At 57.9% G+C, this 25,834-nt stretch carries 25 protein-coding genes; 21 read left to right on the top strand and 4 right to left on the bottom strand.

Translation table 11 applies throughout. The features are described from left to right. Nucleotides 1–2 precede the first annotated feature (2 nt). Complete coding sequence (locus BFP70_RS06595) at nucleotides 3–296, bottom strand: YggT family protein (RefSeq protein WP_066010573.1); 294 nt, start codon at nucleotides 294–296, stop codon at nucleotides 3–5. 221 nt (nucleotides 297–517) lie between these two features. Between BFP70_RS06595 and BFP70_RS06590 the strand changes: the two genes are divergently transcribed. The 8 genes from BFP70_RS06590 (at nucleotide 518) to dxs (ending at nucleotide 8,427) form a co-directional block, all read left to right on the top strand. Then, nucleotides 518–1,048, top strand: coding sequence for an acyl-CoA thioesterase (locus BFP70_RS06590; protein WP_066010572.1), 531 nt, complete (start codon nucleotides 518–520; stop codon nucleotides 1,046–1,048). Between the two features lie 70 nt (nucleotides 1,049–1,118). Continuing rightward, the gene (locus BFP70_RS06585; RefSeq protein ID WP_066010571.1) at nucleotides 1,119–2,465 is read left to right on the top strand and encodes an MFS transporter; all 1,347 of its coding nucleotides are present in this window, start codon (nucleotides 1,119–1,121) and stop codon (nucleotides 2,463–2,465) included. Next, a complete protein-coding gene (gene mepA, locus BFP70_RS06580; protein ID WP_066010570.1) occupies nucleotides 2,462–3,370 on the top strand; it encodes a penicillin-insensitive murein endopeptidase in 909 nt (302 codons plus the stop codon). Before BFP70_RS06585 ends, mepA begins: the two co-directional genes overlap by 4 nt. Before the next feature lie 53 nt (nucleotides 3,371–3,423). Further along, entirely contained in the window at nucleotides 3,424–4,239 is an 816-nt protein-coding gene (locus BFP70_RS06575; RefSeq protein WP_255356626.1) for an esterase-like activity of phytase family protein, read from the top strand. Nucleotides 4,240–4,374: 135 nt separating this feature from the next. After that, the gene (locus BFP70_RS06570; protein ID WP_369820189.1) at nucleotides 4,375–4,965 is read left to right on the top strand and encodes a queuosine precursor transporter; all 591 of its coding nucleotides are present in this window, start codon (nucleotides 4,375–4,377) and stop codon (nucleotides 4,963–4,965) included. Between the two features lie 425 nt (nucleotides 4,966–5,390). Continuing rightward, on the top strand, nucleotides 5,391–5,636 hold the full coding sequence (locus BFP70_RS06565; RefSeq protein ID WP_066010567.1) for an exodeoxyribonuclease VII small subunit: 246 nt from the start codon (nucleotides 5,391–5,393) through the stop codon (nucleotides 5,634–5,636). Beyond that, on the top strand, nucleotides 5,636–6,496 hold the full coding sequence (locus BFP70_RS06560; RefSeq protein WP_066010566.1) for a polyprenyl synthetase family protein: 861 nt from the start codon (nucleotides 5,636–5,638) through the stop codon (nucleotides 6,494–6,496). The genes BFP70_RS06565 and BFP70_RS06560 overlap by 1 nt, the downstream gene beginning before the upstream one ends. Nucleotides 6,497–6,510: 14 nt before the next feature. Next, nucleotides 6,511–8,427 carry a 1-deoxy-D-xylulose-5-phosphate synthase gene (gene dxs, locus BFP70_RS06555; protein ID WP_066010565.1) on the top strand — a complete coding sequence of 639 codons (1,917 nt, stop codon included), beginning with the start codon at nucleotides 6,511–6,513 and terminating at the stop codon, nucleotides 8,425–8,427. A gap of 130 nt (nucleotides 8,428–8,557) precedes the next feature. On the opposite strand, the gene BFP70_RS06550 is transcribed toward dxs, so the two are convergent. Beyond that, on the bottom strand, nucleotides 8,558–8,752 hold the full coding sequence (locus tag BFP70_RS06550) for a DUF1674 domain-containing protein (RefSeq protein ID WP_066010564.1): 195 nt from the start codon (nucleotides 8,750–8,752) through the stop codon (nucleotides 8,558–8,560). A gap of 71 nt (nucleotides 8,753–8,823) precedes the next feature. On the opposite strand from BFP70_RS06550, the gene BFP70_RS06545 reads away from it, so the two are divergent. The 11 genes from BFP70_RS06545 to BFP70_RS06495 all read left to right on the top strand — a co-directional run bounded on the left by BFP70_RS06545 (nucleotide 8,824) and on the right by BFP70_RS06495 (nucleotide 22,614). After that, nucleotides 8,824–10,098 (top strand): RsmB/NOP family class I SAM-dependent RNA methyltransferase, encoded by a 1,275-nt coding sequence (locus BFP70_RS06545; RefSeq protein WP_066010563.1) that lies wholly within the window; start codon nucleotides 8,824–8,826, stop codon nucleotides 10,096–10,098. A 97-nt stretch (nucleotides 10,099–10,195) separates the two neighbouring features. Next, nucleotides 10,196–11,944, top strand: a complete 1,749-nt coding sequence (locus tag BFP70_RS06540) for a heparinase II/III family protein (protein ID WP_066010931.1) — start codon at nucleotides 10,196–10,198, stop codon at nucleotides 11,942–11,944. A gap of 28 nt (nucleotides 11,945–11,972) precedes the next feature. Further along, a complete protein-coding gene (purH, locus tag BFP70_RS06535) occupies nucleotides 11,973–13,571 on the top strand; it encodes a bifunctional phosphoribosylaminoimidazolecarboxamide formyltransferase/IMP cyclohydrolase (protein WP_255356625.1) in 1,599 nt (532 codons plus the stop codon). 154 nt (nucleotides 13,572–13,725) lie between these two features. After that, the gene (gene lspA, locus BFP70_RS06530; RefSeq protein WP_066010561.1) at nucleotides 13,726–14,205 is read left to right on the top strand and encodes a signal peptidase II; all 480 of its coding nucleotides are present in this window, start codon (nucleotides 13,726–13,728) and stop codon (nucleotides 14,203–14,205) included. Between the two features lie 76 nt (nucleotides 14,206–14,281). Beyond that, nucleotides 14,282–14,821 carry a DUF3035 domain-containing protein gene (locus BFP70_RS06525; RefSeq protein ID WP_066010560.1) on the top strand — a complete coding sequence of 180 codons (540 nt, stop codon included), beginning with the start codon at nucleotides 14,282–14,284 and terminating at the stop codon, nucleotides 14,819–14,821. A 175-nt stretch (nucleotides 14,822–14,996) separates the two neighbouring features. Beyond that, on the top strand, nucleotides 14,997–16,349 hold the full coding sequence (locus tag BFP70_RS06520; protein WP_066010559.1) for a pitrilysin family protein: 1,353 nt from the start codon (nucleotides 14,997–14,999) through the stop codon (nucleotides 16,347–16,349). Next, nucleotides 16,346–17,647, top strand: coding sequence for a pitrilysin family protein (locus tag BFP70_RS06515; RefSeq protein ID WP_141693125.1), 1,302 nt, complete (start codon nucleotides 16,346–16,348; stop codon nucleotides 17,645–17,647). The genes BFP70_RS06520 and BFP70_RS06515 overlap by 4 nt, the downstream gene beginning before the upstream one ends. 75 nt (nucleotides 17,648–17,722) lie before the next feature. Continuing rightward, complete coding sequence (gene mutL / locus BFP70_RS06510) at nucleotides 17,723–19,651, top strand: DNA mismatch repair endonuclease MutL (RefSeq protein WP_066010558.1); 1,929 nt, start codon at nucleotides 17,723–17,725, stop codon at nucleotides 19,649–19,651. Continuing rightward, entirely contained in the window at nucleotides 19,648–21,096 is a 1,449-nt protein-coding gene (locus tag BFP70_RS06505; protein ID WP_066010557.1) for a DNA recombination protein RmuC, read from the top strand. Before mutL ends, BFP70_RS06505 begins: the two co-directional genes overlap by 4 nt. A 64-nt stretch (nucleotides 21,097–21,160) precedes the next feature. Beyond that, nucleotides 21,161–21,505, top strand: coding sequence for a DUF3775 domain-containing protein (locus tag BFP70_RS06500; protein WP_066010556.1), 345 nt, complete (start codon nucleotides 21,161–21,163; stop codon nucleotides 21,503–21,505). Nucleotides 21,506–21,582: 77 nt separating this feature from the next. Then, the gene (locus BFP70_RS06495; RefSeq protein WP_066010555.1) at nucleotides 21,583–22,614 is read left to right on the top strand and encodes a hypothetical protein; all 1,032 of its coding nucleotides are present in this window, start codon (nucleotides 21,583–21,585) and stop codon (nucleotides 22,612–22,614) included. Between the two features lie 44 nt (nucleotides 22,615–22,658). On the opposite strand, the gene BFP70_RS06490 is transcribed toward BFP70_RS06495, so the two are convergent. Beyond that, a complete protein-coding gene (locus BFP70_RS06490) occupies nucleotides 22,659–23,345 on the bottom strand; it encodes a response regulator transcription factor (RefSeq protein ID WP_066010554.1) in 687 nt (228 codons plus the stop codon). Nucleotides 23,346–23,504: 159 nt separating this feature from the next. On the opposite strand from BFP70_RS06490, the gene ribA reads away from it, so the two are divergent. Together ribA and BFP70_RS06480 are read left to right on the top strand one after the other, a co-directional pair. Further along, complete coding sequence (gene ribA / locus BFP70_RS06485) at nucleotides 23,505–24,575, top strand: GTP cyclohydrolase II (protein WP_066010928.1); 1,071 nt, start codon at nucleotides 23,505–23,507, stop codon at nucleotides 24,573–24,575. Then, entirely contained in the window at nucleotides 24,572–25,117 is a 546-nt protein-coding gene (locus BFP70_RS06480; protein WP_141693124.1) for a L,D-transpeptidase, read from the top strand. The genes ribA and BFP70_RS06480 overlap by 4 nt, the downstream gene beginning before the upstream one ends. A gap of 13 nt (nucleotides 25,118–25,130) precedes the next feature. Here the strand turns inward: BFP70_RS06480 and BFP70_RS06475 are convergent, their stop codons facing one another. After that, nucleotides 25,131–25,790, bottom strand: coding sequence for a YggS family pyridoxal phosphate-dependent enzyme (locus BFP70_RS06475; RefSeq protein ID WP_066010553.1), 660 nt, complete (start codon nucleotides 25,788–25,790; stop codon nucleotides 25,131–25,133). Nucleotides 25,791–25,834: the final 44 nt, after the last annotated feature.

Here is a 25,834-nt window from a genome sequence, read left to right as displayed (position 1 = left end):
GATCAATATCCGTAGAAGAAGCCTGCATTATTGATCAAAGCACGTTGCAAGATCATCAAGATGATAAAGGCGACCAATGGCGCCAGATCCAACCCGCCAGTTTGTGGCAAGATACGGCGGATCGGCTGATAAATCGGCTCTAACAAGTTGTTCAAACCATACCAGATCTGGCCAACAATAGGCTGACGCAGGTTCAGAACGTTGAAGTTGATCAACCAACTCATGATAATATGAGCAATCATAACGAACCAGACCACATCCAAAATGATGTTAAGCGCCTGAAAAAGCGTGACCATGCGTGTTTTCCTATCCGTTAGCTTCAGCCAGATCGGCGCAAAGCGCCTGTTATAAAACTTGCATCACTAGGTAAGTCAGCGCCGCGGGCCATGCAACCTTTCACACAGGCGTTAACCGTGCAAACCCTGCGGATGTGAACGCCACGTTTGGGTTGACGGCTTAGGCAGACAGGTTAACTGACGCAAAGGTCAACAAATCGGCACGGCTTTCGGAGAATACGATGTATCCCTATATCCGGCTGTTAAAGGCAGCTTTGCGCGCGAAATCCCAACCTTCATTGAAGGTCCTGGACACACATATAAGCCACCATATCTGCTGGCCCTGGGATATCGATCCATGGCAAGAGCTGAACAACGGCCGCATCTTGACCCTGTTTGATCTGGGCCGCGTGCCTTTGGCACTGCGCACCGGATTACAATCTGTGCTGGCCAGACGCGGGTGGGGCATTGTCGTCGCCGGAAACACCACCCGCTACCGTAAACGTGTTACGATGTTTCAACGCTTTGCCATGCGCAGCCGCTGTATCGGCTGGGATGATCGTTGGATCTATATGGAACAGTCCATGTGGCGCAATGACGTCTGCACCTCGCATATTTTGATCCGTGGTGCGGTGACCTCCAAGGCGGGCATCGTCGCACCCGCTAATGTGATGGCGGAAATGGGGCTTGAACGCCCTTCCCCCGCGCTGCCAGATTGGGTTCAGGCTTGGGTGGCCGCAGATGCGCTGCGCCCTTGGCCGCCAGAAATGTAACGCCCTTCAGAACTGCTTGCCTCAGCGCGTGTTTTCAGGCCTTATCCCCCTGCGATTAAGGGGCAAATTAATGACAAATTCACGCAAGAAAATTTGGGGCTGGTTCTTTTTCGATTGGGCAAGCCAACCCTACAATACATTGCTTTTGACATTTATTTTTGCGCCTTTCATGACGGACCTTCTGGGCGATGGATCCAGCGCGCAGGCCGTTTGGGGATATGGCGTTGGCATTGCCGGGATAATCATCGCCCTTGCCTCCCCGTTCCTGGGCGCAATCGCTGATCGATCCGGGCGGCGCATCCCCTTTGTTGCTCTGTTTTCTGTGCTGTATATAGTCGGGGCCGCAGGGCTATGGTTCGCCAACCCTGAAGGCTATTCGCTGCTGCTGATCATGGGTAGCTTTGCCGTCGGCCTGATCGGCATGGAATTTGCGACGACATTCACCAATGCGATGTTGCCCGACCTTGCCCCAAGGAATGAGCTGGGACGAATTTCCGGCTCTGGATGGGCGTTCGGATATGTCGGCGGGCTGATCTTGTTGTTAATCATGTTGACGCTGTTTCAGGTGAACCCGGACAACGGGCGCACATTGATCGGACTGCCGGTGCAGTTTGGTTTGGATGTGGCCACCCGCGAAGACACGCGGATTGTTGGCCCGCTGACAGCCCTGTGGTTTGCCGTCTTCATGATCCCATTCTTCGCTTGGGTTAAAGAAACGCGCCGCCCCGACGCGATCCCGGTGCGTGCCGCCGCCCGATTGGCCTGGCCCGAGCTGCGCGCGACGCTGAAAACCCTGCCTGCGCAGCGCAGCCTCAGCGCGTTTTTGCTGTCATCTATGTGCTACCGCGATGCGCTCAATGGGATTTACACCTTTGGCGGGCTGTATGCGGCGGGCGTGTTGGGCTGGTCGATTACGCAAATCGGAGTATTCGGCCTGCTGACGATCATCGCCGGGGCCGTCTTTGCATGGCTTGGGGGGCGTGCTGATGACCGGTTTGGCTCCAAATCTGTGGTCACGATCAGCGTTGTTATTTTAATCGCTGTGGTCTTGGGCATCATCACGATCAATCGCACACATGTTCTGGGGATCACAGTCGCGCCGGGATCTTCGCTGCCTGACATCGCCTTTTTTGTCTTTGGCGCCTTTATCGGGGCGTGTGGTGGTACCTTACAATCGGCCAGCCGCGTGATGATGGTGTCTCAGGCGGAGCCGGCGAAAATGACCGAACATTTCGGCCTTTACGCCCTGTCTGGTAAAGCGACTGCCTTTATCGCCCCCTTATCCATTGCGGTGGTGACAGATATCACAGGTGTGCAATCATTAGGGATGATTCCTGTAATCGTGCTATTCATGCTCAGCCTAGGCCTTCTGGGCTTTGTGAAAACCGCCCCCAAAGGCGTGAAGGATATTTTATGACGTTTCGTTCCCACCTTATTGCCCTGTCATTGATTGCACTGACGGCCCTGCCCGCCGGGGCAGAGCCCCTGGCACGGCAGCTTTTTGGCGCCAAATCTCAGCCCTCCGCCCACGCGCCACAGCCAATTGGCTTTTATTCCCGCGGATGTGCCGCCGGTCTGCTGCAAATGCCTGAAACCGGAGCGACATGGCAGGCGATGCGCCTGTCACGCAACCGCAACTGGGGCCAGCCCGAAATGCTAGGCTTTCTACAAGATCTGTCGCGTTTCGCCGCCCGTCAGCCCGGCTGGAAAGGGCTGTATGTGGGGGATATTGCGCAACCACGCGGGGGGCCGATGACAGGGGGGCATGCCAGCCATCAAACCGGTTTGGACGCCGATATCTGGATGCTGCCGCCGAAATCATTGACGCTAAGTCGCCAGCAACGTGAGGCTATCTCCTCTATCTCTGTGCGCAGTGGTGATCAACGCCGCACCAACAGCAATTGGACCGAGGCCCATAAACAGATTTTGCGCGCCGCCGCGATGGATGATCGGGTTGATCGGATTTTCGTCGCAGCCGCTGTGAAGATTGATATGTGCAACTCGACCCCGCGCAACGACAGGAAATGGCTGCAAAAGATTCGTCCCTATTGGGGGCATAACACGCATTTTCACGTGCGTTTGAACTGCCCGAAGGGCGCGCGCTATTGCGAAACCCAGAAACCCACTGTTAGGGAACTTTCTAAAGGGGGCGATGGTTGTGATGCGACGCTGAACTGGTGGGTGACCGATGCGTTGAACCCACCAAAAACTGCCCCAAAACCGGCTCAACCCAAGGGTCCGCCAAAACGTAACGCCAAGACCTATGTAATGTCGGACCTGCCCACACAATGCCGTTCAGTTCTCTCTGCAAATTCGCCCTGATATGTTTGACCGCTGCGGCCCCCCTTTCGGCCGCAGCTCAAACGGCAGAGTTTTTGCAATCCTATAAATGGACCCACCCCGATCCTGCCTTTGGCGGGTTTTCTGGCTTTGACTTTGAAGACGGCAGCCCGGGGCAAGATTTTGTAACAATTTCAGACCGCACGACACTGTGGACTGGCACAATTCAACGCGACGAAGCTGGTGCGATTTCAGACATTACGCTGCGCGATGGTCCAATGCGCCTGCGTGACAGCAAAGACGCGCCGATGACAAACGCCGTTGGTGACAGCGAGGGATTGGCTCTTGGTCCTGACGGGCGGCGCTATATCTCGTTTGAGGGCAGTATCGCGCGCGTGTCTTTTTACGATCCAGGCAGCTCAACTGCACATTTGTTGCCCCGCCCGCGCGAGTTTAACGGGCTGCAAAACAACTCCTCGCTAGAGGCGCTGGCGATTGATGACCAAGGGCGACTATATACGATGCCCGAACGTTCTGGCCGCAAAAATCGCCCCTTTCCGGTCTATCGCTATGATGGCACGGATTGGAGCGTGCCGTTTTCAATCCCCCGCGATGGTGATTGGCTGCCGGTGGGGGCAGATTTCGGCCCGGATGGCCGCCTATATGTGCTTGAGCGCGATTTTTGGGGTCTGCTTGGGTTTTTGACCCGCGTGCGTGTATTTGATGTCAGCGGCGATCGAATCAACAGCCAAAGCGTCTTGTTTCAAACCCGCGCGGCACGCCATGACAACCTTGAAGGGATTGCCGTGTGGCGCGATACGGCAGGCGCGATACGGTTGACCATGATTTCTGATGACAATTTTCGGTTTTTTCAGCAGACCGAAATCGTAGAATACCGCCTGCCCCCGTAAATTGCACGATTTTCCTTGACCGTTTTTGCGCACAGGCTTATCGGGCGGACTTGCCCGACTGCTTTGGGCCATGTCCCCGCGACCATGTAAAAACGGTGAAACCTGATGAAACGCTTCCTACCTGGCATTCTTGCCATGGCCCTTATTGTAGTGGCCTCAAATATTCTTGTGCAGTTCCTACTGGGCGATTGGCTCACTTGGGGTGCCGTAACCTATCCTTTTGCCTTTTTGGTCACCGACCTGATGAACCGCCTATATGGCGCACAGGCCGCACGGCGCATCGTGTTGGCGGGATTTTGTGTGGGTGTGATCTGCTCGCTGATCGGCAGCCAGATCATACTGGAGTATGGCCCTGCGGTAACATTACGTGTGGCCTTGGGCTCGGGTACGGCCTTCTTGATCGCGCAACTGCTGGATGTGTCGATTTTCGACAAACTGCGCGGCAATGCATGGTGGACAGCACCTTTGGTATCCTCGTTGATCGGATCTGTTCTTGATACGACAATCTTTTTCACCATCGCATTTTCCGCCGCGCTGACGCCGATATTCCCCTCTCACGATGTCGCCTGGGCGAATGAGGTCTTGCCATTGCTTGGCATCGGCCCGCAGGCGCCGCTTTGGGTATCGCTCGCAGTGGCCGATAGCGGGTTAAAATTTGGACTTTCACTGGTTGCGCTGCTGCCTTTCAAGGCAGTCGTCGCAAAGATGTCGCCAAAGATCGCGTGAATTTACTTGCCATATACCAAATATGTGGCACGCTACCTGTAACGGCAACGCAGTGAAAGGAGGTGATCCAGTGTCTAGAGGGATATTGGAGAGAGGTATCGGGACAGTCGGAGGGGCCGTGGCCTGAGGGCAATCCCTGGGGCAAAGAACTTTGACTGGGAACCGGATGGATCTTTGACCAGACCCTAACCGGACCATCTCCTTAGAACTCGGGGGCCGTCTGACCTATCTACCCAGACGGCCCTTTAAATTGATCGAACCCCGTCGCGGCCAAGTCCCGGCGGGGTTCGATTTTTGGCCTATGCTGTGCGCCAGAAACCGTAGGCAGACTGCATTTTTATGCTCAAACCCTATGCGCATGCGGCGTGGGGCTGGACCCTGCGTCGATTTGGTGGCATCCCATTACAAGATGAAGGAGTGGGCAGATGGCTGAGCAAAACAACATCGCAGAAATGACCTTTGAAGAGGCGATGAAGGCGTTTGAGCAGGTGGTGAACCAGCTTGATCGCGGCGATGTGCCGCTGGATCAGCTGATCGCACTGGGTGAACGCGGTGCCGTGCTGAAAAAACGCTGCTCTGACCTGTTGAAAGAAGCCGAAGAGCGGGTCGAAAAAATCACGCTTGGCATGGATGGTCAGCCCACGGGCACGACCCCGGTTGAAGGACTGTGATGTTTCAAGATCGGCTGGCAGAGGTTCAAGCGGCAGTTCAAGATGCGCTGAACACCCAAATCGCACGCTATCCCGATAGTCAGCTGCGCGATGCAATGGGATATGCCGCGCAGGGCGGCAAACGTTTGCGCGCATTGCTGGTGCTGGAAACAGCCGCACTGTTCGACATCGATCCAAAGGCCGCCTTGACCGTTGCAGCCGCCGTCGAGGCCCTGCACGCCTATAGCCTTGTGCATGACGACATGCCGTGCATGGATGATGATGATATGCGCCGCGGCCTGCCGACAGTGCATATTCAATGGGACGAGGCCACAGCGACCTTGGCGGGCGATGCGCTGCAAACGATGGCCTTTGAATTGCTGACCGCCGATGCGATTGGCCCGGCGACGCGGCCCCTGGTGCGCGCCCTTGCACAAGCCTCTGGCGCAGCCGGCATGGTCTATGGTCAAGCACTCGATATCGCAGCTGAAACCGCAGCACAGCCGCTGTCTTTGGATGACATCACCGCGCTGCAAAACGGCAAAACAGGTGCGTTGATTACTTTTGCCGCCACCGCAGGCGCCATCCTTGCAGACGAAGACACTGCCCCGCTTGAAACCTATGCACATGCTATCGGGCTGGCGTTCCAGATTGCCGATGACATTTTGGATGTTGAAGGCAGCGAAGAAGCGACCGGAAAGCGGTTGAACAAAGACGCCGATGCCGGCAAAGCGACCTTTGTCTCCCATCTGGGGATTGACGGTGCCAAAGCGCGCGCAGAGCAGCTTGTCGCGGACGCATTAGAGGCCCTGCTCCCCTATGGAGATCGTGCCGACAGGCTCCGCGATGTGGCCCGTTTCATCATCGCGCGCAAAAGCTAAGAAAGACCGAAGCCATGACTGACCAGCTGTCCCGCACACCGCTTTTGGATCGCGTGCATCTGCCTTCTGACATGAAAGGGCTTAGTGACCGCGAGCTGGTGCAGCTGTCACATGAATTGCGCCAGGAAACGATTGCGGCCGTGTCGGAAACTGGCGGGCATCTTGGCGCGGGCTTAGGCGTTGTAGAGCTGACCGTGGCCCTGCACGCGGTGTTTGATACCCCGCGCGATAAGATCATCTGGGATGTCGGCCATCAGTGCTATCCGCATAAAATCCTTACAGGGCGGCGCGACCGCATCCGTACCTTGCGCATGGAAAACGGCTTGTCCGGTTTCACCAAACGTTCGGAAAGCGCTTATGACCCATTTGGCGCAGGCCACAGTTCGACCTCGATTTCTGCCGCCGTCGGGTTTTCTGCCGCGCATGAATTGGGCGCAGATACCGGCGATGCAATCGCGATCATCGGGGATGGCGCAATGTCCGGCGGCATGGCATTTGAGGCACTCAATCACGGCGGCCACCTGAAGAACCGTATGTTTGTCGTGCTAAATGACAATGAAATGTCGATCGCCCCCCCCGTTGGCGCATTATCGACCTATCTGACACGGCTGTATTCCGAAGCTCCGCTGCAAGACCTGAAAGAGGTCGCCAAGGGCGCCGCCAAAACCTTCCTGCCAGAGCCATTTAAAGAGGGGGCTCGTCGTGCAAAAGAAATGCTCAAAGGTATGGCGATGGGCGGCACCCTATTTGAACAATTGGGTTTCACCTATGTCGGCCCGGTCGACGGCCATGATCTGGACAGCCTGCTGCCGCTTCTGCGCACGCTCAAGGCCCGTGCCACCGGCCCTGTCCTGATCCATGCGTTGACCCGAAAAGGCAAAGGCTACTCCCACGCCGAAAGCCGCCCTGACGGAGGCCACGCCACGGCAAAATTCAATGTGGCGACAGGGGAGCAGAAAAAATCCCCCTCCAACGCCCCGCAATATACCAAAGTCTTCGCAGAAAGCCTGATCCGGGAAGCAGAAAAAGACGAAAAAATTGTTGGCGTCACGGCCGCCATGCCCGATGGCACCGGGCTTAAACTGTTTGGTGAACGGTTCCCGCGCCGTACCTTTGACGTTGGTATCGCAGAACAACACGCCGTGACCTTCTCGGCCGGGCTTGCCGGTGCAGGGCTTAAACCATTTTGCGCGATCTATTCGACATTTCTCCAGCGCGGCTACGATCAAATCGTGCATGATGTGGCGATTCAGAAACTGCCGGTCCGCTTTGCTATTGATCGCGCCGGGCTTGTCGGCGCAGACGGCGCCACTCATGCAGGCAGCTTTGATGTCTGCTTCCTTGCTAACCTGCCCGATATGGTGGTGATGGCCGCCGCCGATGAGGCAGAACTGGTCCATATGGTCGCCACCGCTGCCGCCATCAACGACCGTCCGTCCGCTTTCCGCTATCCAAGAGGCGAAGGCATGGGGGTCGACATGCCCTCCGAGGGAACCCCGTTGGAAATTGGCCGTGGCCGCATCATCGAAGAAGGCGCGAAAGTTGCCATCCTCAGCTATGGCACGCGCCTGAGCGAAGTGCTTAAAGCCAGCGAAGCACTGCGCGTGCGTGGAATCGTTCCGACTGTGGCCGACGCCCGCTTTTGCAAGCCACTCGACAAAGATCTGATTTTACAATTGGTGGCCAACCATGAGGCGCTCATCACCATTGAAGAAGGCGCAATCGGCGGGTTTGGCAGCCATGTGGCGCAGTTCCTTGCGGAAAAAGGTGTTTTCGACCACGGCTTCAGCTATCGTTCAATGGTTTTACCAGATGATTTCATCAATCACGCCTCTGCCGAATCCATGTATCGTGCAGCCGGGTTAAACGCCGAAAAAATTGCGGCCAAAGTCCTCGAACTGCTGAACATCCCGGTTGCCAAACGCGCCTAAATCCTTACTTTAGCTTGCCGAAAAATATCCTGGGGGGCCGGTTTTGCTGGGGCGTCGAGCCCCAGCAAAACCGGTCGGGGCAAAGCCCCTCCAGCGCCAGACACCATCACGCCCCAATCAGTCAAATCGCTTAAAAATCAACTGCAATACCTTTGCGTTCCCAATCGCCGAAGCGCGTGGCTTCTGGGCCGTCGCGCCCGCCCAGCTCGACCGGCAAGGCAGCATCTGCTGCGGCCTCTCGGCGTGCCTTTGCTTCAGCCAACGCACGCTGAGCGGCAGGCGGTAAATCAACCGCGGCTTGGGGTGTTTCATCAGAATCTGACATGGGGCACTCCTTGTCTTGGGGTCCATCATGATATAGGCGCCTAAAGCAATCGTCACAAGCAGGAGGCCGACATGGCCAGACCCGACCCCGCACGCCGTGCGGCCCTTGCTCTCATTGTGGGAACGTTGGAGGACCGCGAAAGCCTGGCGGAGCAGATCGCGCAAGAGGCTCTAGATGGGCTTAGCCCGCCGGAGCGCGCCCGCGCCCAGCGTCTTGCCACCTCCGTCTTGCGCCATTTGCAAGACGCCGATGCGATGCTCAAGCCCTTTCTTAAACGCAAGCCGCCCACAGATGTCATAGCCCTTCTGCGCCTGACCACTGTTGAAATCTGCGTGGAGGGCGTCGCTCCATATGGCGCTGTCGATGCGGCGGTGACACTGTGCCGATCTGCGGGGCAAAAGCTCTCGGCTTATTCAGGTTTGGTGAATGCCGTCTCGCGCAAAGTGGCGGAGGACCGGGCGCGCTGGGACACCCTTCCCGCCCCACAGCTGCCCAGCTGGCTGCGCGGGCGACTAAATTCCGCATATGGCAAGGTCGACACGCAAAAGATCGAAGTCGCACATCACGCAGGCGCACCCGTCGACCTGACGGTGAAATCAGATGCGGCCGATTGGGCGGAGCGGCTGGAAGGCGAGGTCCTGCCCACCGGCTCAGTGCGGTTGGCGCATGTGGGGCAATTGTCCAAACTGCCCGGCTTCGACAGTGGTGACTGGTGGGTACAAGACGCCGGTGCCGCAATGGCGGCTCGCGCACTTCATGCGCAACCGGACGAGCATGTACTGGATCTCTGCGCAGCCCCGGGCGGCAAGACATTACAATTGGCGCAGACCGGCGCACAGGTTACAGCCTTGGATATTTCAAAACCCCGCCTGGAAAGGCTGCATGAGAACCTGTCGCGATGTGGGCTATCAGCGCAGGTGGTCGCCGCCGATGCGATGCATTGGACCCCAGATACGCAATTTGACGCGATTTTGCTGGATGCCCCTTGTTCGGCCACCGGCACTATCCGCCGTCATCCCGAACTGCCTTTGATCAAGGATTCGGCCTCGATCAAGCCATTATTCGCGCTGCAAGCCCAGATGTTTGATCGAGCGCTGACCTGGCTGAAACCAGGCGGGCGCTTGGTCTATTGCACCTGTTCCTTACTGCCCGAAGAAGGTGAACTGCAGCTGCATGCCGCCTTGGAACGCAATCCTGATCTGACGGTCCTGCCAATCGACCTTCCCGGCGTGGAGCCGCACTGGCAAACCCCGCAAGGCGGATTGCGCCTGCGGCCCGATTATTGGGCGGATCGTGGCGGAATGGACGGGTTCTTTATCGCAACCGTGCAACGCTCATCCATTTAAGCCTGCGGTCAGGTGACTCCATTGCGCCTTGGCGCTAGGTTGCACCAAGATTGGTGGTAGGCGGAATATTCCTTCCGTAACGGGCAACATGGCAGGCATGACACAAGGCGTAAAAACAGGGCAAAATCAAGCCCGTATCAGCTATATCCTGAACCGTTTTGCAGCGCGTCGCGCAGCACGCGGTCAGGCCGCATCCGGATTCGTCTCCCAGCCAGAACCCCGCACCATAGGATCCTTCGCCAAGGGCCGGCAACTGATGGCCGGAAACTTTCTGTTCGCGGGTTTCCTGATCGAGGCACCCGATCAATCCATATGGAATTTGCCGGTGCCCGATCCCGCCTTTGATGAGGCCCTGCATGGTTTCACCTGGCTTGATGATCTGGCCGCCGTCGGTGACCGCCAAAGCCGCGTTTTATCACAAGACTGGGTCGGTGACTGGATCACGCGATTCGGCGATGGTTCTGGCATGGGATGGCAGCCTGACCTTACAGGGCGGCGGGTGATCCGTTGGATCAACCACGCATTGATGCTGCTGAACGGGCAAGAGCGCAGTTTTGCCAATCAGTTTTTCGCAAGCCTTGGCGCACAAACCCAGTATCTGTCCAGACGGTGGAAATCTGCCCCGCCAGGCCTGCCCCGGTTCGAGGCCCTGACCGGGTTGATTTATGCCAGCTTGTCGCTGACAGGCATGGAAGCGCTTGCCGATCCCGCCATTCAGGCGTTGTCACGCGAATGCGATGCACAGATTGATGCGCAAGGCGGAATCCCCACCCGCAACCCGGAAGAACTGCTTGAGGTGTTCACGCTGCTGGGCTGGGCGCGGATTGCCCTGCGCGAAGCCGGGCGGAACATTTCGGTTGAACATCTCTCTGCGATTGACCGCATTGCGCCAACACTTCGCACATTGCGCCACGCCGATGGCACATTGGCGCGGTTCCACGGTGGCGGGCGCGGTGCCGAAGGCCGGCTGGATCAGGTGTTATCGGGGTCGCAGACCAAAGGCGCGGCACAGCCAGGCCCGGCAATGGGATTTGCACGGATGCAAGCCGGGCGTTGCACCGTGATCGTTGATGCGGCCACCCCGCCCAAAGGCGCGGCATCGGCTGATGCGCATGCGTCCACCTTGGCGTTTGAACTAAGCTCCGGCCGCCGTCAGGTTATCGTATCTTGTGGGTCGGGCGAACAGTTTGGCCGCGAATGGCACCGCGCAGGGCGGGCCACGCCCAGCCATTCTACCTTGTCGATTGAAGGATTTTCTTCGTCCCGGTTAGGGCCCGAACGCGGGCTTGGGCGCTCTCCGGCGATCTGGTTGGACGAAACGCCCAGCCAGACATGGGCCAAGACCGAACATGACCCGTTCCATCACCGCATTTTCGGCCATGATGGCTACGTGCCCACCCATGGTATGACCCATATGCGGGAATTGCTTTTGTCGCCCGATGGTAGGCTGCTGAAGGGCTGCGACACTTTGGGTGCAATGACAGCGCAAGACCGCCGAAGGTTTGAAACCATCTTTGAACGGGAAAAATTGCGCGGCATCCCATTTGACATTCGTTTCCATATTCACCCCGATGCCGATGCCACATTGGACATGGGCGGGCATGCGGTGTCTATCGCGCTGAAATCCGGTGAGATCTGGGTCTTTCGCCATGATGAGGTCGCCCAGCTGGCGCTGGAACCTTCCGTTTATCTGGAAAAAGGCCGCATTCGCCCGCGTCCAGCGCTGCAAATCGTGCTTTCCAGCAAGGTTCTTGACTATGCGTGCCAGATTAACTGGACCTTCGCGAAAGCACAGGATACCCCCGCAGCCATCCGCGATCTGGAAGACGACTCGGATCGCGTCTGATTTGTAAACTGATGCTAGGATGCTGCCCGTGACCCAAGCCGCCACCCGTCCCGTTCCGCTGACCCGCGCCCTGATCTCTGTCTCTGACAAGACCGGGCTGATCGATTTCGCCCAAAGCTTGGCCGCGCGCGGCGTTGAGCTGCTGTCGACAGGCGGCACAGCAAAAGCCTTGCGCGAAGCCGGTCTTTCGGTGCGCGATGTTGCCGATGTAACCGGCTTCCCCGAAATGATGGATGGTCGCGTGAAGACCCTGCACCCCAAAGTGCATGGTGGCCTGCTGGCCCTGCGCGACAATGACGAACATCTGGCCGCCATGAAGGCGCATGATATCTTGGAAATCGACCTGCTGGTTGTGAACCTGTATCCGTTTGAGGCCACGGTGGCCAAGGGCGCCGCCTATGACGACTGTATCGAAAATATTGACATCGGCGGTCCTGCCATGATCCGCGCCGCCGCCAAGAACCACGGCTTCGTGGGTACCGTTGTCGATGTCGAAGATTACAGCGCCGTGCTGGCGGAATTGGATGCGAATGACGGCAAGACCACATTGCCCTTCCGCCAAAAGCTGGCGCAGACCGCCTATGCCCGCACCGCCGCCTATGATGCCGCGGTCAGCACATGGATGGCCGGCGCCATTGGCGAACCCACGCCGCGCCGCCGCGCCTTTGCCGGTGAGATCGCGCAGACTCTGCGTTACGGCGAAAACCCGCATCAGCAGGCGGCCTTCTATCTGGACGGCACCAATCGCCCCGGCGTCGCCACCGCGACACAGCTGCAAGGCAAAGAGCTGTCATATAACAATATCAATGACACTGACGCGGCGTTTGAGCTGGTGTCCGAATTTGGTACAAACACACCTGCCGTCGCCATCATCAAACATGCCAACCCATGCGGCGTGGCCACAGGAAGCACCGTAATTGAGGCCTATAAGCGGGCATTCGATTGCGATCGGACTTCGGCATTTGGGGGGATCATCGCGTTGAACAAAACGCTGGATGCGCCCACGGCAGAAGAAATCACTCAGATCTTCTCTGAGGTGATTATCGCGCCCAAAGTCGATGAAGATGCGAAGGCGATCATCGCCAAGAAGAAGAACGTGCGCCTGTTGGAAACCGGCGCCTTGCCTGATCCGTTGTCGACCATCACCACCTATCGTCAGGTCGCTGGCGGCTTCTTGGTGCAAGGTAAAGACAATGGTGTGATCACACTGGATGATCTGAAAGTCGTGACCGAGCGTCAGCCCACCGAACAAGAGCTGAAAGATATGCTTTTCGCGTGGAAAGTCGCAAAACACGTCAAATCTAATGCGATTATCTATGTCAAAGACGGTGCCACCGTTGGTGTGGGCGCAGGCCAAATGAGCCGGATCGATTCCACCCGGATCGCCGCGCGCAAGGCCGAAGATATGATGGAAGCCTGCGGTTTCGAGCAAACGCCCACCAAAGGATCAGTCGTGGCGTCGGATGCGTTCTTCCCCTTCGCTGACGGCCTGATTGCGGCAGCCGAAGCAGGCGCCACCGCGATCATCCAGCCCGGCGGCTCGATGCGCGACCAGGAAGTGATCGATGCCGCCAATGAGCGCGGACTGGCGATGGTGTTCACAGGAATGCGCCACTTCCGCCATTAAGCGGGCATGATCTACGCTATTGGGGCGGGTTGGCGACAACCCGCCCCTTTTTTATGGTTTTTCGACTTTTCCCCAAGGGTTCAGCCACGGATGGCTTGCCCCGGCGTCGCGCGGTCGCTAGATCATTTTGACGTCAAAAGCGGAGAACGGCTACATGCGTATTGCAGCACGATGGGCGGCTGGGATCTTGGTCTTGGATCAGATCACAAAATTTGCAGTGGTGCAGGTATTGGGGCTGAAAGATCAGCTGGCAATTGATGTCATCCCCCCGTGGCTGAATTTTCGCATGGCGTGGAACCAAGGGGTGAATTTCGGACTGTTTTCCGGGGAAACGGAATTGACCCGCTGGGTGCTGATTGCGCTGGCGTTAGCGATTTCGCTGTGGGTGTGGCGTTGGATTTCGCGCGAACCCGTCTCTTTCAAAGTGCAGGTCTCCGCCGGGTTCTTGATCGGTGGCGCGCTCGGGAATGTGATCGACCGTGTGGCTTATGGTGCGGTTGCGGATTTCATCAACATGTCCCTGCCTGGATGGCAAAATCCGTTTTCTTTCAACGTTGCAGACATTGCGATCTTTGCCGGTGCGGCGGGGCTTGCCCTGTTTACGACCGGCACAGATCGTGCCACGACAGAATAAGCGACCGACGCAATCGGGTGGTGACGCCGCGCGGGTGATCGGTTATGAGGAACAAAGACGTTTGAAGGAGATGACCATGCAGACAGGCAGAATGCTGGGGATCGCAGTTGCGGCTGTGCTTTCGCTGTCCGCATGTGGATCGGACCGCGCGCCCAAACTTATGTTTTTGAAAACGGCAACCGGGCCGGATGAATTTGCCATCTTACCGACCAAGCCGTTGGAGATGCCAACCGATCTGGCCAGCCTGCCCGCACCAACACCCGGTGGCGGCAATATCACGGATCCTACACCGGAACGCGACGCAGTTGCGGCGCTTGGCGGAAATCCCAACACGTTCAACGTTACCGGCAATGTGCCCGATAACGGCATCGTCGCCTATGCCAGCCGGAATGGCACAGATCCGGGCATTCGCCAGACCTTGGCCGCCGAGGACCTGGCCTATCGCAAGGCCAATGATGGCCGCTTACTGCAGCGCCTGTTCCAAAACACCATCTATTACCGCGCCTATGCGCCGATGGCTCTGGATCAGGAAGCCGAACTGGAGTTCTGGCGCAAAGCCGGGGCCAAAACGCCCAGCGCACCGCCCTCCGCTGCGGCCCAGCAGTCGGTTCAGTAAAATTTGATATTCCCATCGAATGGTTCATTGCCATGCCCCTTGGCTGTGTGGCGATGGAACTGGCATGGATTTAGGGAATATTTACCAAGCTCGCGCTCTGATCAACTCCGCGTCAAGCGGGTTCCCGATCGGCAAGATCTCGCGTAGCGTGGCGCAAAATTAACAAGAGGTGCCCATGTTACGCGCATTTTTCGCCACTGCCCTGTCCGTTGGCGCGATGTCCCTGGCCCCAGCGGTTCATGCGGCAGACGTCAGTTCGTTTACATTGGACAATGGCTTACAGGCGGTTGTAATCGAAGATCACCGTGCCCCGGTTGTTGTGCAGATGGTTTGGTACAAGGCAGGCTCCGCTGATGAGGTGCGGGGAAAATCTGGCATCGCGCATTATCTGGAACATCTGATGTTCAAGGGCACAGATGACCTTGCCGCGGGTGAATTTTCCAAGACAGTTTCGGCCAATGGTGGGTCGGACAATGCGTTTACCAGCTATGATTATACCGCTTATTTCCAACGGATCGCCGCGGATCGTCTGGAAATGGTGATGAAAATGGAAGCTGACCGGATGCGCGATCTGCAAATCTCGCCCGATGATTGGCAAACCGAACGCGAGGTGATCTTGGAAGAACGCGCCCAACGCACCGATAGCGACCCGCGCGCCCTTTTTGCTGAACAACGCAATGCCGCGCAATATCTGAACAGCCCCTACGGCACGCCCATCATCGGCTGGCGCCAAGAGATGGAGCAACTGACCCGCGATGATGCCATCGCGTGGTATCAACGCTATTACGCGCCCAATAACGCGGTTCTGGTTGTCGCCGGCGATGTCACGCCAGAGCAGGTCAAAACCTTGGCCGAGCAATATTACGGCCCCCTTGCCCCATCCGACAATCTGCCCCCGCGTGCGCGGCCACAAGAGCCACCACAATTGTCCGAGCGCCGGATGACATTGGAAGATGATCGCGTGGCGCAGCCGGCTGTGACACGCAGCTATCTGGCGCCGGAACGAGATCCTGGCGATCAGTCTCAGGCTGCGGCATTGACGGTCTTGGCAGAGCTGTTGGGCGGCAATGCCCAAACCTCAGTTCTGGGGCAAAAGCTGCTGTTTGGCACCGGAGAGGCGATTTACGTGGGCGCGTGGTATAATGGCATGTCCATTGACGACACGACCTTTGGCCTGTCGGTTATCCCTGCCGCAGATGTCACCCCAGCCGAGGCCGAAGCGGCGCTGGACCGCGCTTTGGCTGAATTCCTGCAAGAGGGCATCGACCCTGATCAATTTGCCCGGATCAAAACCCAGATCCATGCCGCGCAGATTTATGCCGAAGATGATGTAAACGGGCTGGCGCGCCGCTATGGCGAAGCCCTGGCATCGGGGTTCACCATTGCAGATGTGCAGGCCTGGCCGGATGTGCTGACCGCCGTTACGGAAGAGGATGTTATGGCCGCCGCGAAATCGGTCTTTGATCGCCGCCATGCCGTTACAGGCATCTTGATCCAACCTGCTGCCGCACCGGAGGTCTCGCAATGATCCGCGCCCTGATCGCACTTATGTTTGTCACGCTGACAACATTGCCCGCCCGCGCGGTGGATATCCAAGAAGTCACCTCCCCCGGTGGGATCACCGCATGGTTGGTCGAGGCGCATGATATCCCCTTTACGGCACTGGAAATCCGTTTCAAAGGCGGCGCCAGCCTGGATGCGGAGGGAAAACGCGGTGAAATCAACCTGATGACCGCCACGCTGGAAGAAGGCGCTGGCCAGATGAACAGCCAGGATTTCGCGGCCGCCCAAGAGGCACTGGCGGCGCAATTCCGTTTCAATGTCGGGGATGACAGCCTGTCTGTGTCCGCCCGAATGCTTAGTGAAAATCGCGATCAGGCCGTCACCTTGCTGCGCGAGGCTTTGGTGAACCCACGGTTCGATCAAACAGCGGTGGACCGGGTGCGCGGTCAGGTCCAATCCATTATCGCCTCGGAACAGCGCGACCCCAATGATATGGCTGGCACCGCGTTCAACGCGCAGGCCTATGGCGACCATCCCTATGCCACCTCATTGAACGGCACGGCACAAAGCGTGAAGGCCCTGACCCGGGAGGACATGTTTGACGCCAAGGCCCGCGTAATGGCTCGAGATCGCATGGTGGTTTCGGCGGTGGGGGATATCACCCCACAAGAGCTGGGGCCGATGCTGGACCGCCTGCTGGGCGATCTGCCAGAAGCCGGTGCACCCATGCCGCCCGCGGCCACGATTGGCCTGACCGGTGGCGTTACCCAGATCGATTATGACAGCCCGCAATCCGTTGTTGTCTTTGGGCAAGCAGCCATCGGCATGAATGATCCCGATTTCTTTCCGGCCTTTGTGTTAAACCAGATCATTGGCGCGGGTGGGTTTTCGTCAAGGTTGATGACAGAAGTGCGCGAAAAACGCGGTTTGACCTATGGCATCTACACCTATCTGGTCGACAAGGATCTGGCGCAGACATGGCAAGGCGGGTTCTCGTCTGCAAATGAAAAGACGGCAGAGGCGATTGATGTCGTAAAGGCAGAATGGGCCCGCGCGGCCACTGGCGAGGTCACCGATGCCGAGCTGGAAAACGCCAAAACCTATCTGACCGGCGCCTATCCGCTGCGCTTTGACGGCAATGGTCAGATTGCCTCGATCCTGGCCGGAATGCAGCTTTCGGATATGCCTATCGACTATATCAACAGCCGCAATGACAAGGTGATGGCGGTCACGCGTGAAGATATTTCACGGGTTGCGAAACGCTTGCTGGCCGCCGATGCGCTGAGATTTGTTGTGGTGGGGCGCCCTGTCGGGCTGAATTAACACCGACAAGATATCCATTTGAAACCGGCGCCGAATCCGTTTCAGCGCCGGTTTATTTATGCTAGGGCTGGTGGCATGAGCATATCCACCCCCCATATCAGCCAAAAACGCCCTATTATTCGTCAGCTGGACGATCAGGCGGCGAACCGGATCGCCGCCGGCGAGGTCGTGGAACGGCCTGCAAGCGCGGTAAAAGAGCTGGTAGAAAACGCACTGGACGCGGGCGCAAAACGCATTGATGTCGCCTATGCCGATGGTGGGAAAACCCTTATCCGTGTGACCGACAATGGCTGCGGTATGACGGCGCAGGATTTGCCTTTGGCCTTGTCACGCCATGCCACGTCAAAGATCGACGGCTCTGACCTGCTGAACATCCATACCTTTGGCTTCCGCGGTGAGGCCTTACCAAGCCTTGGCGCCGTGGGCCGGCTGACCATTCAGTCCCGCGTCGTGGGCGAAGATGGCGCCACGATTACCATCAGCGGCGGCGCCGCCAGCCCCGTCAAACCCGCAGCCCTGAATTCCGGCACGGTGGTGGAGCTGCGCGACTTGTTCTTCGCCACCCCTGCCCGTCTGAAATTCATGCGTACCGACCGCGCCGAGGCACAGGCGATTGCCGATGTCATCAAACGGCTGGCCATGGCCGAACCCAAGGTCAGCTTTACGCTGCGCGATGTGTCGGATGGAAAACGTGAACGCGAGATTTTTCGCGCCGATGCCGAACAGGGCGAAATGTTTAACGCGCTACAGATGCGGCTGGCCCGTGTGATCGGGCGGCAATTCGCGGATAACGCCATCCAGATCGATGCCGAACGCGACGGGGTCCGCCTGACCGGCTATGCGGCGTTGCCGACCTATTCGCGCGGCGCTGCAGTCGAGCAATTTCTATTCGTCAATGGTCGTCCCGTGCGCGACAAAATGCTGATCGGGGCCTTGCGCGCCGCCTATATGGATTTTCTGTCGCGTGACCGCCATCCCGCCGCCGCGCTGTTTGTGACCTGCGACCCAGAGCGCGTGGATGTAAACGTGCACCCCGCCAAAGCAGAGGTCCGGTTCCGCGATGCTGCGATGGTGCGCGGATTGATCGTGACTGGGCTGCGCCATGCATTGGGCAGTGTGGGCCACCGTGCGTCGACCACCGTGGCAGAGGCCACATTGGGCGCGATGCGCCCCGAGCCGGTGCGCGAGCCGATGGCGAATCACGCCGCCGCAGGCATGCGGCCGCGGATCTATCAGATGGACCGCCCGTCCGTCGGGGCCACCCGTGCCAGCTACGCAGCACAGGCACCAATGATGCAGCCCGGGTTTCAGCCCGCGCCCAGTTATGCCCAGACCCGCCCTGCCAGTTTTGACGAAGGGGCGATGGCCTTTGACGCCCCGCTGACCTCGGCCAGGATGGAAGACGGCGACAGCGCCCAAACCGATGCGCCATTGGGTGCCGCCCGCGCGCAGGTGCATGAAAACTATATCATCGCGCAGACGGCCACGGGCATGGTCATTGTCGATCAACATGCGGCGCATGAGCGGCTGGTCTATGAAAAGCTGAAACGTCAGATGGCCGAAAACCGCGTGCCTGCGCAGGCCTTATTGATACCAGAGGTGGTGGACCTGTCCGCCGGTGATGCGCAGCTGCTGCTTGATCATGCCGAGGCGCTGACCGCACTGGGGCTGACGCTGGAGCCCTTTGGCGGCACAGCGGTTGCGGTGCGTGAAACCCCGGCCTGTCTGGGCGAAATCAACGCCGAGGCGCTGGTGATGGATGTGCTGGATGAACTGTCCGATTTGGGCGACAGCCAGCTGGTGCAGGCCAAGATCGAGGCAGTCTTGTCGCGCATGGCCTGTCATGGCTCTATCCGTTCGGGTCGACGGATGCGTGCAGAAGAAATGAACGCTTTGCTGCGCGAAATGGAGGCGACACCACATTCAGGTCAGTGTAACCACGGCCGCCCCACCTATGTGGAACTGAAGTTGGCCGATATTGAACGATTGTTCGGCCGCACATGATTCAAATTGGCACATTCGTCCTGGATCTGAAGGATCCGTTGGCACAGGCTGTGATCGCCTTGCTGTTGCTGGCGGTTTTTTTGCTGATCTTGTGGCAATCCACCCGTCGCCGCCTGTCGCAGGCCCGGCAGGATTTGGCACAGGCCGCCCCCTATCGCGCGGAGGCCACCGCCCTGCGCGAAGCCCTATTGATGGAAGAGGTGCAGGCCCAGCGTGTTCCCGACCTGGAACGCGATCTGGCCACCACCCGCGAACAGCTGAAAGGCGAATTTCAGCACCGTGTCCAGGTTGAGCAGGCGCTGCACAGTCTTCGCCGGGAACATGAAGCACGGCTGGAAGAGCTGCGCGGAATGAAGCAAGAGATCACCGATAAATTCTCTAGCGTGGCCACTGGCATTCTGACCCAAAATTCTGAGGCCTTTTTGAACCTTGTCTCAGAGCGGTTCAAAACCCACGAGCAAGTGGCCCGCGATGATCTGGACCGCCGTAGGATCGCGATTGAAACCTTGGTCAAACCGCTGAACGAACGGCTTGGGCAATTTGGGCAGCAAATCTCGGACATCGAAAAATCGCGCGGCGAAGCCTATGGCGCGATCCATCAACAGGTGCAGATTTTGGCGCAGGGGCAGGCGCACTTGGGGCAGGAGACTCGCAAATTGGTGCAGGCCCTGCGCGCACCCAAAACCCGGGGCCGCTGGGGCGAGATGCAATTGCGCCAGGTGTTTGAAATGGCCGGCATGTCAGAGAATGTCGATTTCCATCTGGAACATCATATCGCGACAGAAACCGGCGCATTGCGCCCGGACGCCGTGGTGCATATTCCCGGTGGCCGCTCTATTGTGGTCGATGCCAAGACCCCGCTAGAGGCGTATCTGGACGCGCTGGAGGCAGAGACGCCTGACCAGCAATCTGCCGCCATCGCACGCCATGCTGGCCATGTGCGCGCCCATGTGAAGGCGTTGTCGTCAAAATCCTATCAGGCCAATATTGATGGAACGCCCGATTTCGTTGTCATGTTCATCCCCGGCGAAACCTTTGTGGCCGCCGCCGCCGAGGCTGATCCAGGCCTGATAGAATATGCGTTCCAAAACAAAGTGCTGATCGCCAGTCCCACCACATTGATGGCCCTGATCAAAGCCATCGCATATGGCTGGCAACAAGACAAAATGGCCAAGAACGCACAAGAAGTCCAGAAGACTGCTAAAGACCTGTATGATAGGCTGAAACTCTTCGGCAGCCATGTCGATGGGATCGGGCGTGCCTTACAACAGTCGGTTGAACGCTATAATCGCGCCGTAGGCTCGCTTGAGACCCGCGTACTGCCCGCAGCACGGAAATTTGAAGCCATGGGCGTGGTAGGCGAAGATCAGGTGTTTGAAGCGCCAAATTCAGTAGATATCAGCCCACGCGCGCTGTCCTCGCCGCTGCTGACCGGGCAAGAGTGACGCATTCGCGCTTGCGTGGCACGCTAAGCCGCGCAACAGTGAACTCCCATCGGAGGTGTTTAAAATGCTCACGCTTAGCCCCGCGAAAATCGCACATGTCATCCACCGCGCACGCAAGTTCGATTCTGGCATGCCTGGTTCAGGAAAATCAAATGAAATCAGGGCTTTCATTGCAGGGCTGAATGACGATGAAAAGGCAGAGCTGACCGCCGTGATGTGGATCGGCCGCGAGACATATGACGTCGACGATTTTGCGGATGCCAAACTGCAGGCGCAGTCCGAAGCCACCATCCCCACCGAGGATTATCTGCTGGATAATCCGCTGCTATCCGATCAGTTGGAAGACGGTTTAAATGCGTTGGGGATTACCCTTGAAGACGCCGAAGATGGCATCTATCCGACCGTATAACTGTGCAGCTTTGATAGGGTTGCACCTGCCGCGAATGTGCCGATGATGGCGGCATTCACTCTCCCTATGGATTATTCATGCGTGTTCTTCTTGCAGCTGCGGCGATTGCCTTTGCCCTACCCGCAATGGGCTTGGCGCAAACCGCACCCACCACATTGCCCGACGGCGCCTACGCGCTGGTGGACCCTATTTTCAATTCGGCAGAGGTGTCTGACCGATATGTGCATTTGCAGGTGAATGGTGCAACTTTGACAGTTGGATTTGCGTCAATGGCGCTGCCTGATGCCGCCTCCTGCGAAGATGCGAAATATTGCGATCCAATGTGGGATGGGCTGGTTCTGGATTATCGGGTGACGAAAGACACACTGCGAATCACCAGCCGCCATTTGACACGCGAAGATCGCCCCAGCGCCGAAAATACCCGCCGCTCTGATCCGGCGGCCGATCAACGGCTGTTATTTTCACCGATCAATGCCGTGCTGAATGGTTCCAAAATCACGCTGGACAAAGGTGGTTTTATCGCCGCAGGTCCTGATACGCAGGTAGAATTTGTCCCGATGAGCCACGCGGATCTGGGTCGCCTGATGGTCTGGACACGTAGCTTGGGCGAAACCGTCAAGGATCTGAACGGCTGCGAGGTCACGCAATATGCCGCGCTGATCACAGACCCACGTGCCAAGCCGTTCGAAAATGTCATCGATGTCTTTGCCTTTGGCGCCCAATCCGAAGCCACAATCGCCCAGATCCCTGATCCCAAAGCCATGCTTGACCTACCCAAAGAACAATTTGACCGTGTGGCGTTTAACGATGCGATTCGGGCGCGTCGCGCCACCACCCGCCCGCAGAATTTCGTCAATATGATGTTGCATGCGCTGCAAGATGATCCTGACCAAGATCGCGCCACCTTGCGTGATACTGTCGCCAAAACCCTTCGGATCAGCGCTGCTGACGGGCCGGAAACCGAGCTGGTGCTCAGCGATGAGTTTATCGCCAAGATTGCGGATGCGGCATTGTATATGACCGCATATCGCCAGTTGATCGACAGCGATCAGGACACTGTGCCAACCCTATGCGCTGATATGACCTTGGGGCTACGCCTGCCATCATAAACACAACCCCCGGACAATGCCGGGGGTCATATTTAGCTTACAGCTTATGCCACCAGACGGTAGCCGCCGCTTTCGGTCACAAGCAACCGTGCGTTTGAGGGATCGGGCTCAATTTTCTGGCGCAGGCGGTAAATGTGGGTTTCAAGCGTGTGGGTGGTGACCCCTGCGTTATATCCCCAGACCTCATGCAGCAAAATATCGCGCGGCACGACGCCATCGGTGGCGCGGTAAAGGAACTTCAAAATATTCGTCTCTTTCTCGGTCAGACGAACTTTTTTGTCCTTATCATCGACCAGCACTTTCAGCGCGGGTTTGAACGTATACGGGCCAAGCTGAAAAACAGCGTCTTCGGACTGTTCATGCGTGCGCAACTGGGCACGCAGACGCGCCAAAAGCACCGGGAATTTGAACGGTTTGGTGATATAATCATTGGCACCTGAATCCAGCCCCAAGATCGTATCCGCATCGGTGTCATGCCCGGTCAGCATAATGATAGGGCATTTAACCCCTTGTTTGCGAAGCTTTTTACACAGCTCACGCCCGTCGGTATCAGGCAGGCCAACGTCCAAAATCACCAGATCATACAGCCCAGCCTTGGCCTTCTCTACGCCGGCCGCGCCGCAATCTGCCTCGAATACATCGAAATCTTCCGTCGCAACCAGCTGTTCAGCAAGCGCTTCGCGCAGATCGTCATCATCATCTACCAAAAGAATTTTCTTAAGTCCTGGCATGTCAGCCTCCTGAGCCTCACGGCGCGTTTCTTGTCGTTCTCGTGACAGAACTTGTGCCTTTCGTGCACAACAGCAAGGGGGGTGAAATCTTCCTCACGCGGACGTGTCAAATCCACGGCCTATGTTTCAATTTGTTTCATCCCCGGCTATCTGGTGTATATGACATCGCGATTTTCCCTTGGGCCAACGCCCACCGAACGTCTGAACCGCGCGCGCGCCGATCTGCGGATTGGGGTGCCGGTGCAGCTTGGTGCCGATACGATTGCCGCCGCCGTTGAAACTCTGTCGCCAGAGCGGCTTGATGCAATGCGCGCGTTGGGGCCGCTGACGCTGACGCTAACATCATGGCGTGCGCAGACATTAAAAGCGCGGGCCTATGATGGCGATCTGGCGCGGATTGTGGTACCTGAAGGGGCCGATCTAGCGTGGTTGCGTGCCTTGGCTGACCCGGCGGATGACCTTCGCATCCCGATGAAAGGGCCGCTACAATCCCAGCGCGGCGGGGCGGCGGATATGGCCCGTGCTGCGCTGACATTGGCGAAATCAGCCCATCTTTTGCCAGCCGCGCTGTTGGTGCACACCTCTGCGCCACATCCGGGCCTAACCTGTATCACCACCGCCGAGGCACTAAGCCCGCAAAATGTTGGCTTTGCGCCGATCTCCGCCGCCCGGGTGCCGATGCGCGCCGCAGAGGCAGGTCGGTTGCATATTTTCCGCCCCGACAACGGCGCAGAGGAACATTATGCCGTTGAAATCGGCACGCCAGATCGGTCACAACCCGTGCTTGCACGATTACATTCGGCCTGTTTTACCGGCGATGTTCTGGGCTCGTTGAAATGTGATTGCGGGCCGCAATTGGATGCGGCTTTGACACAGATGGGGCAGCAGGGCGCCGGGATCTTGCTGTATCTGAACCAAGAAGGCCGCGGGATCGGGCTGGCCAATAAGATGCGGGCGTATTCCCTACAAGATCAGGGGTTTGATACTGTTGAGGCCAATCACCGCCTTGGGTTTGAAGATGACGAACGTGATTTTCGGATTGGTGCCGCATTGCTGCGCAAGCTTGGGTTCAGTGCAACGCGACTGCTGACCAATAACCCCGCCAAGGTGAAAATGCTTCAGGCCAATCAAATCGAGGTGGTGGAACGCGTGCCGCTGAAGGTCGGGCTAAGTCGTCATAACGCGCAATATCTGGCAACCAAAGCGGCCAAATCGGGCCATATATTATGATCCGTCTGACAGCGAGCGGCCTGCTGTATCGTGGCACAAACTACCCTGCGCAAATCGGGCGCGCAGGACTACGCCATGACAAATGCGAAGGCGATGGGGCGACACCCATCGCGACACTGGCAATCATCGATATGCTGTATCGCGCCGATAGACTGGCTGCGCCGCAACAATGGGCACGCCCGATTGGGCCGCGTGACCTGTGGTGTGATGATGTGGCCCACACCGCCTATAATCACCGCGTCACCGCGCCCTTTGCGGCCAGCCATGAAAGGCTGCGCCGTCCCGATCCGCTGTATGATATCGTCTTGATCACCAGCTGGAATTACCCCGATGCCGTGCCGGGATTGGGATCAGCCATCTTCATCCACCAACGCCGCAGAGCGGGCTATCCAACGGCGGGTTGCATTGCACTGCGCCGCGATCACCTGATGTATTTGGCCCAAACCATATCACGCGCGGAAACGATAATCGTGCCACCGATCGCGGCCTTTGCGGGTGCAGGCCGCGGGCCGCGCGCCGCCCTGGCCCATGACAAGGCCTAGGCGCGCAATCCGATCATCGTGCAGCATACTCCCGTGCGCCAAAAATGGCCGAGCCCACCCGGATATGGGTCGCACCCGCAGCAATTGCTGCCTCAAAATCCGAAGACATGCCCATCGACAGAGCCGGCACCCCTTCCTGGGCGGCCATTGCTGCAAGTTGGGTGAAATGTGGGCCGGCGTCCTCGCCTTCAGGCGGGATACACATCAAGCCTATGACAGGCAGATCCATCTGACGGACATCTGCCATAAAACCCGTTAGATCACCGGGAAGAACGCCCGCCTTTTGCGGCTCTTGCCCGGTATTAACCTGCACGAACAGCTTCGGGCAATCCCCGCGCGCCTGCGCTAAATTCGCCAGTTTGCGGGCCAAAGACGGGCGGTCCAATGTATGGATCGCATCGAACAGCTCTACGGCCAATTTCGCTTTGTTGGTTTGCAATGGTCCTATCATATGAACGCGGGCCTGTGGGAAACGTTCACGCCAGGCGGGCCATTTGCCCTGAGTTTCCTGGACGTAATTTTCACCAAACAGCGCGTGGCCGGCTGTCAGCACCGTCTCGACACGCTCATTCGGCTGCACTTTGGACACGGCAATCAGTTGCACATCATCAAGGGCACGGCCTGCTGCCGCCACTGCCTGCGCAACGCGTGCCTGAATATCTGATAGTCCCATAAACCGCCCCTTCTGATTTTGGGACAATTCATCACGGTCTGCAC

Source organism: Thioclava sp. SK-1, assembly GCF_001705665.1.
GTDB lineage: Bacteria > Pseudomonadota > Alphaproteobacteria > Rhodobacterales > Rhodobacteraceae > Thioclava.
Note: the sequence above shows the minus strand (reverse complement) of the source record. Positions and strands in the feature narration are given on the sequence as shown.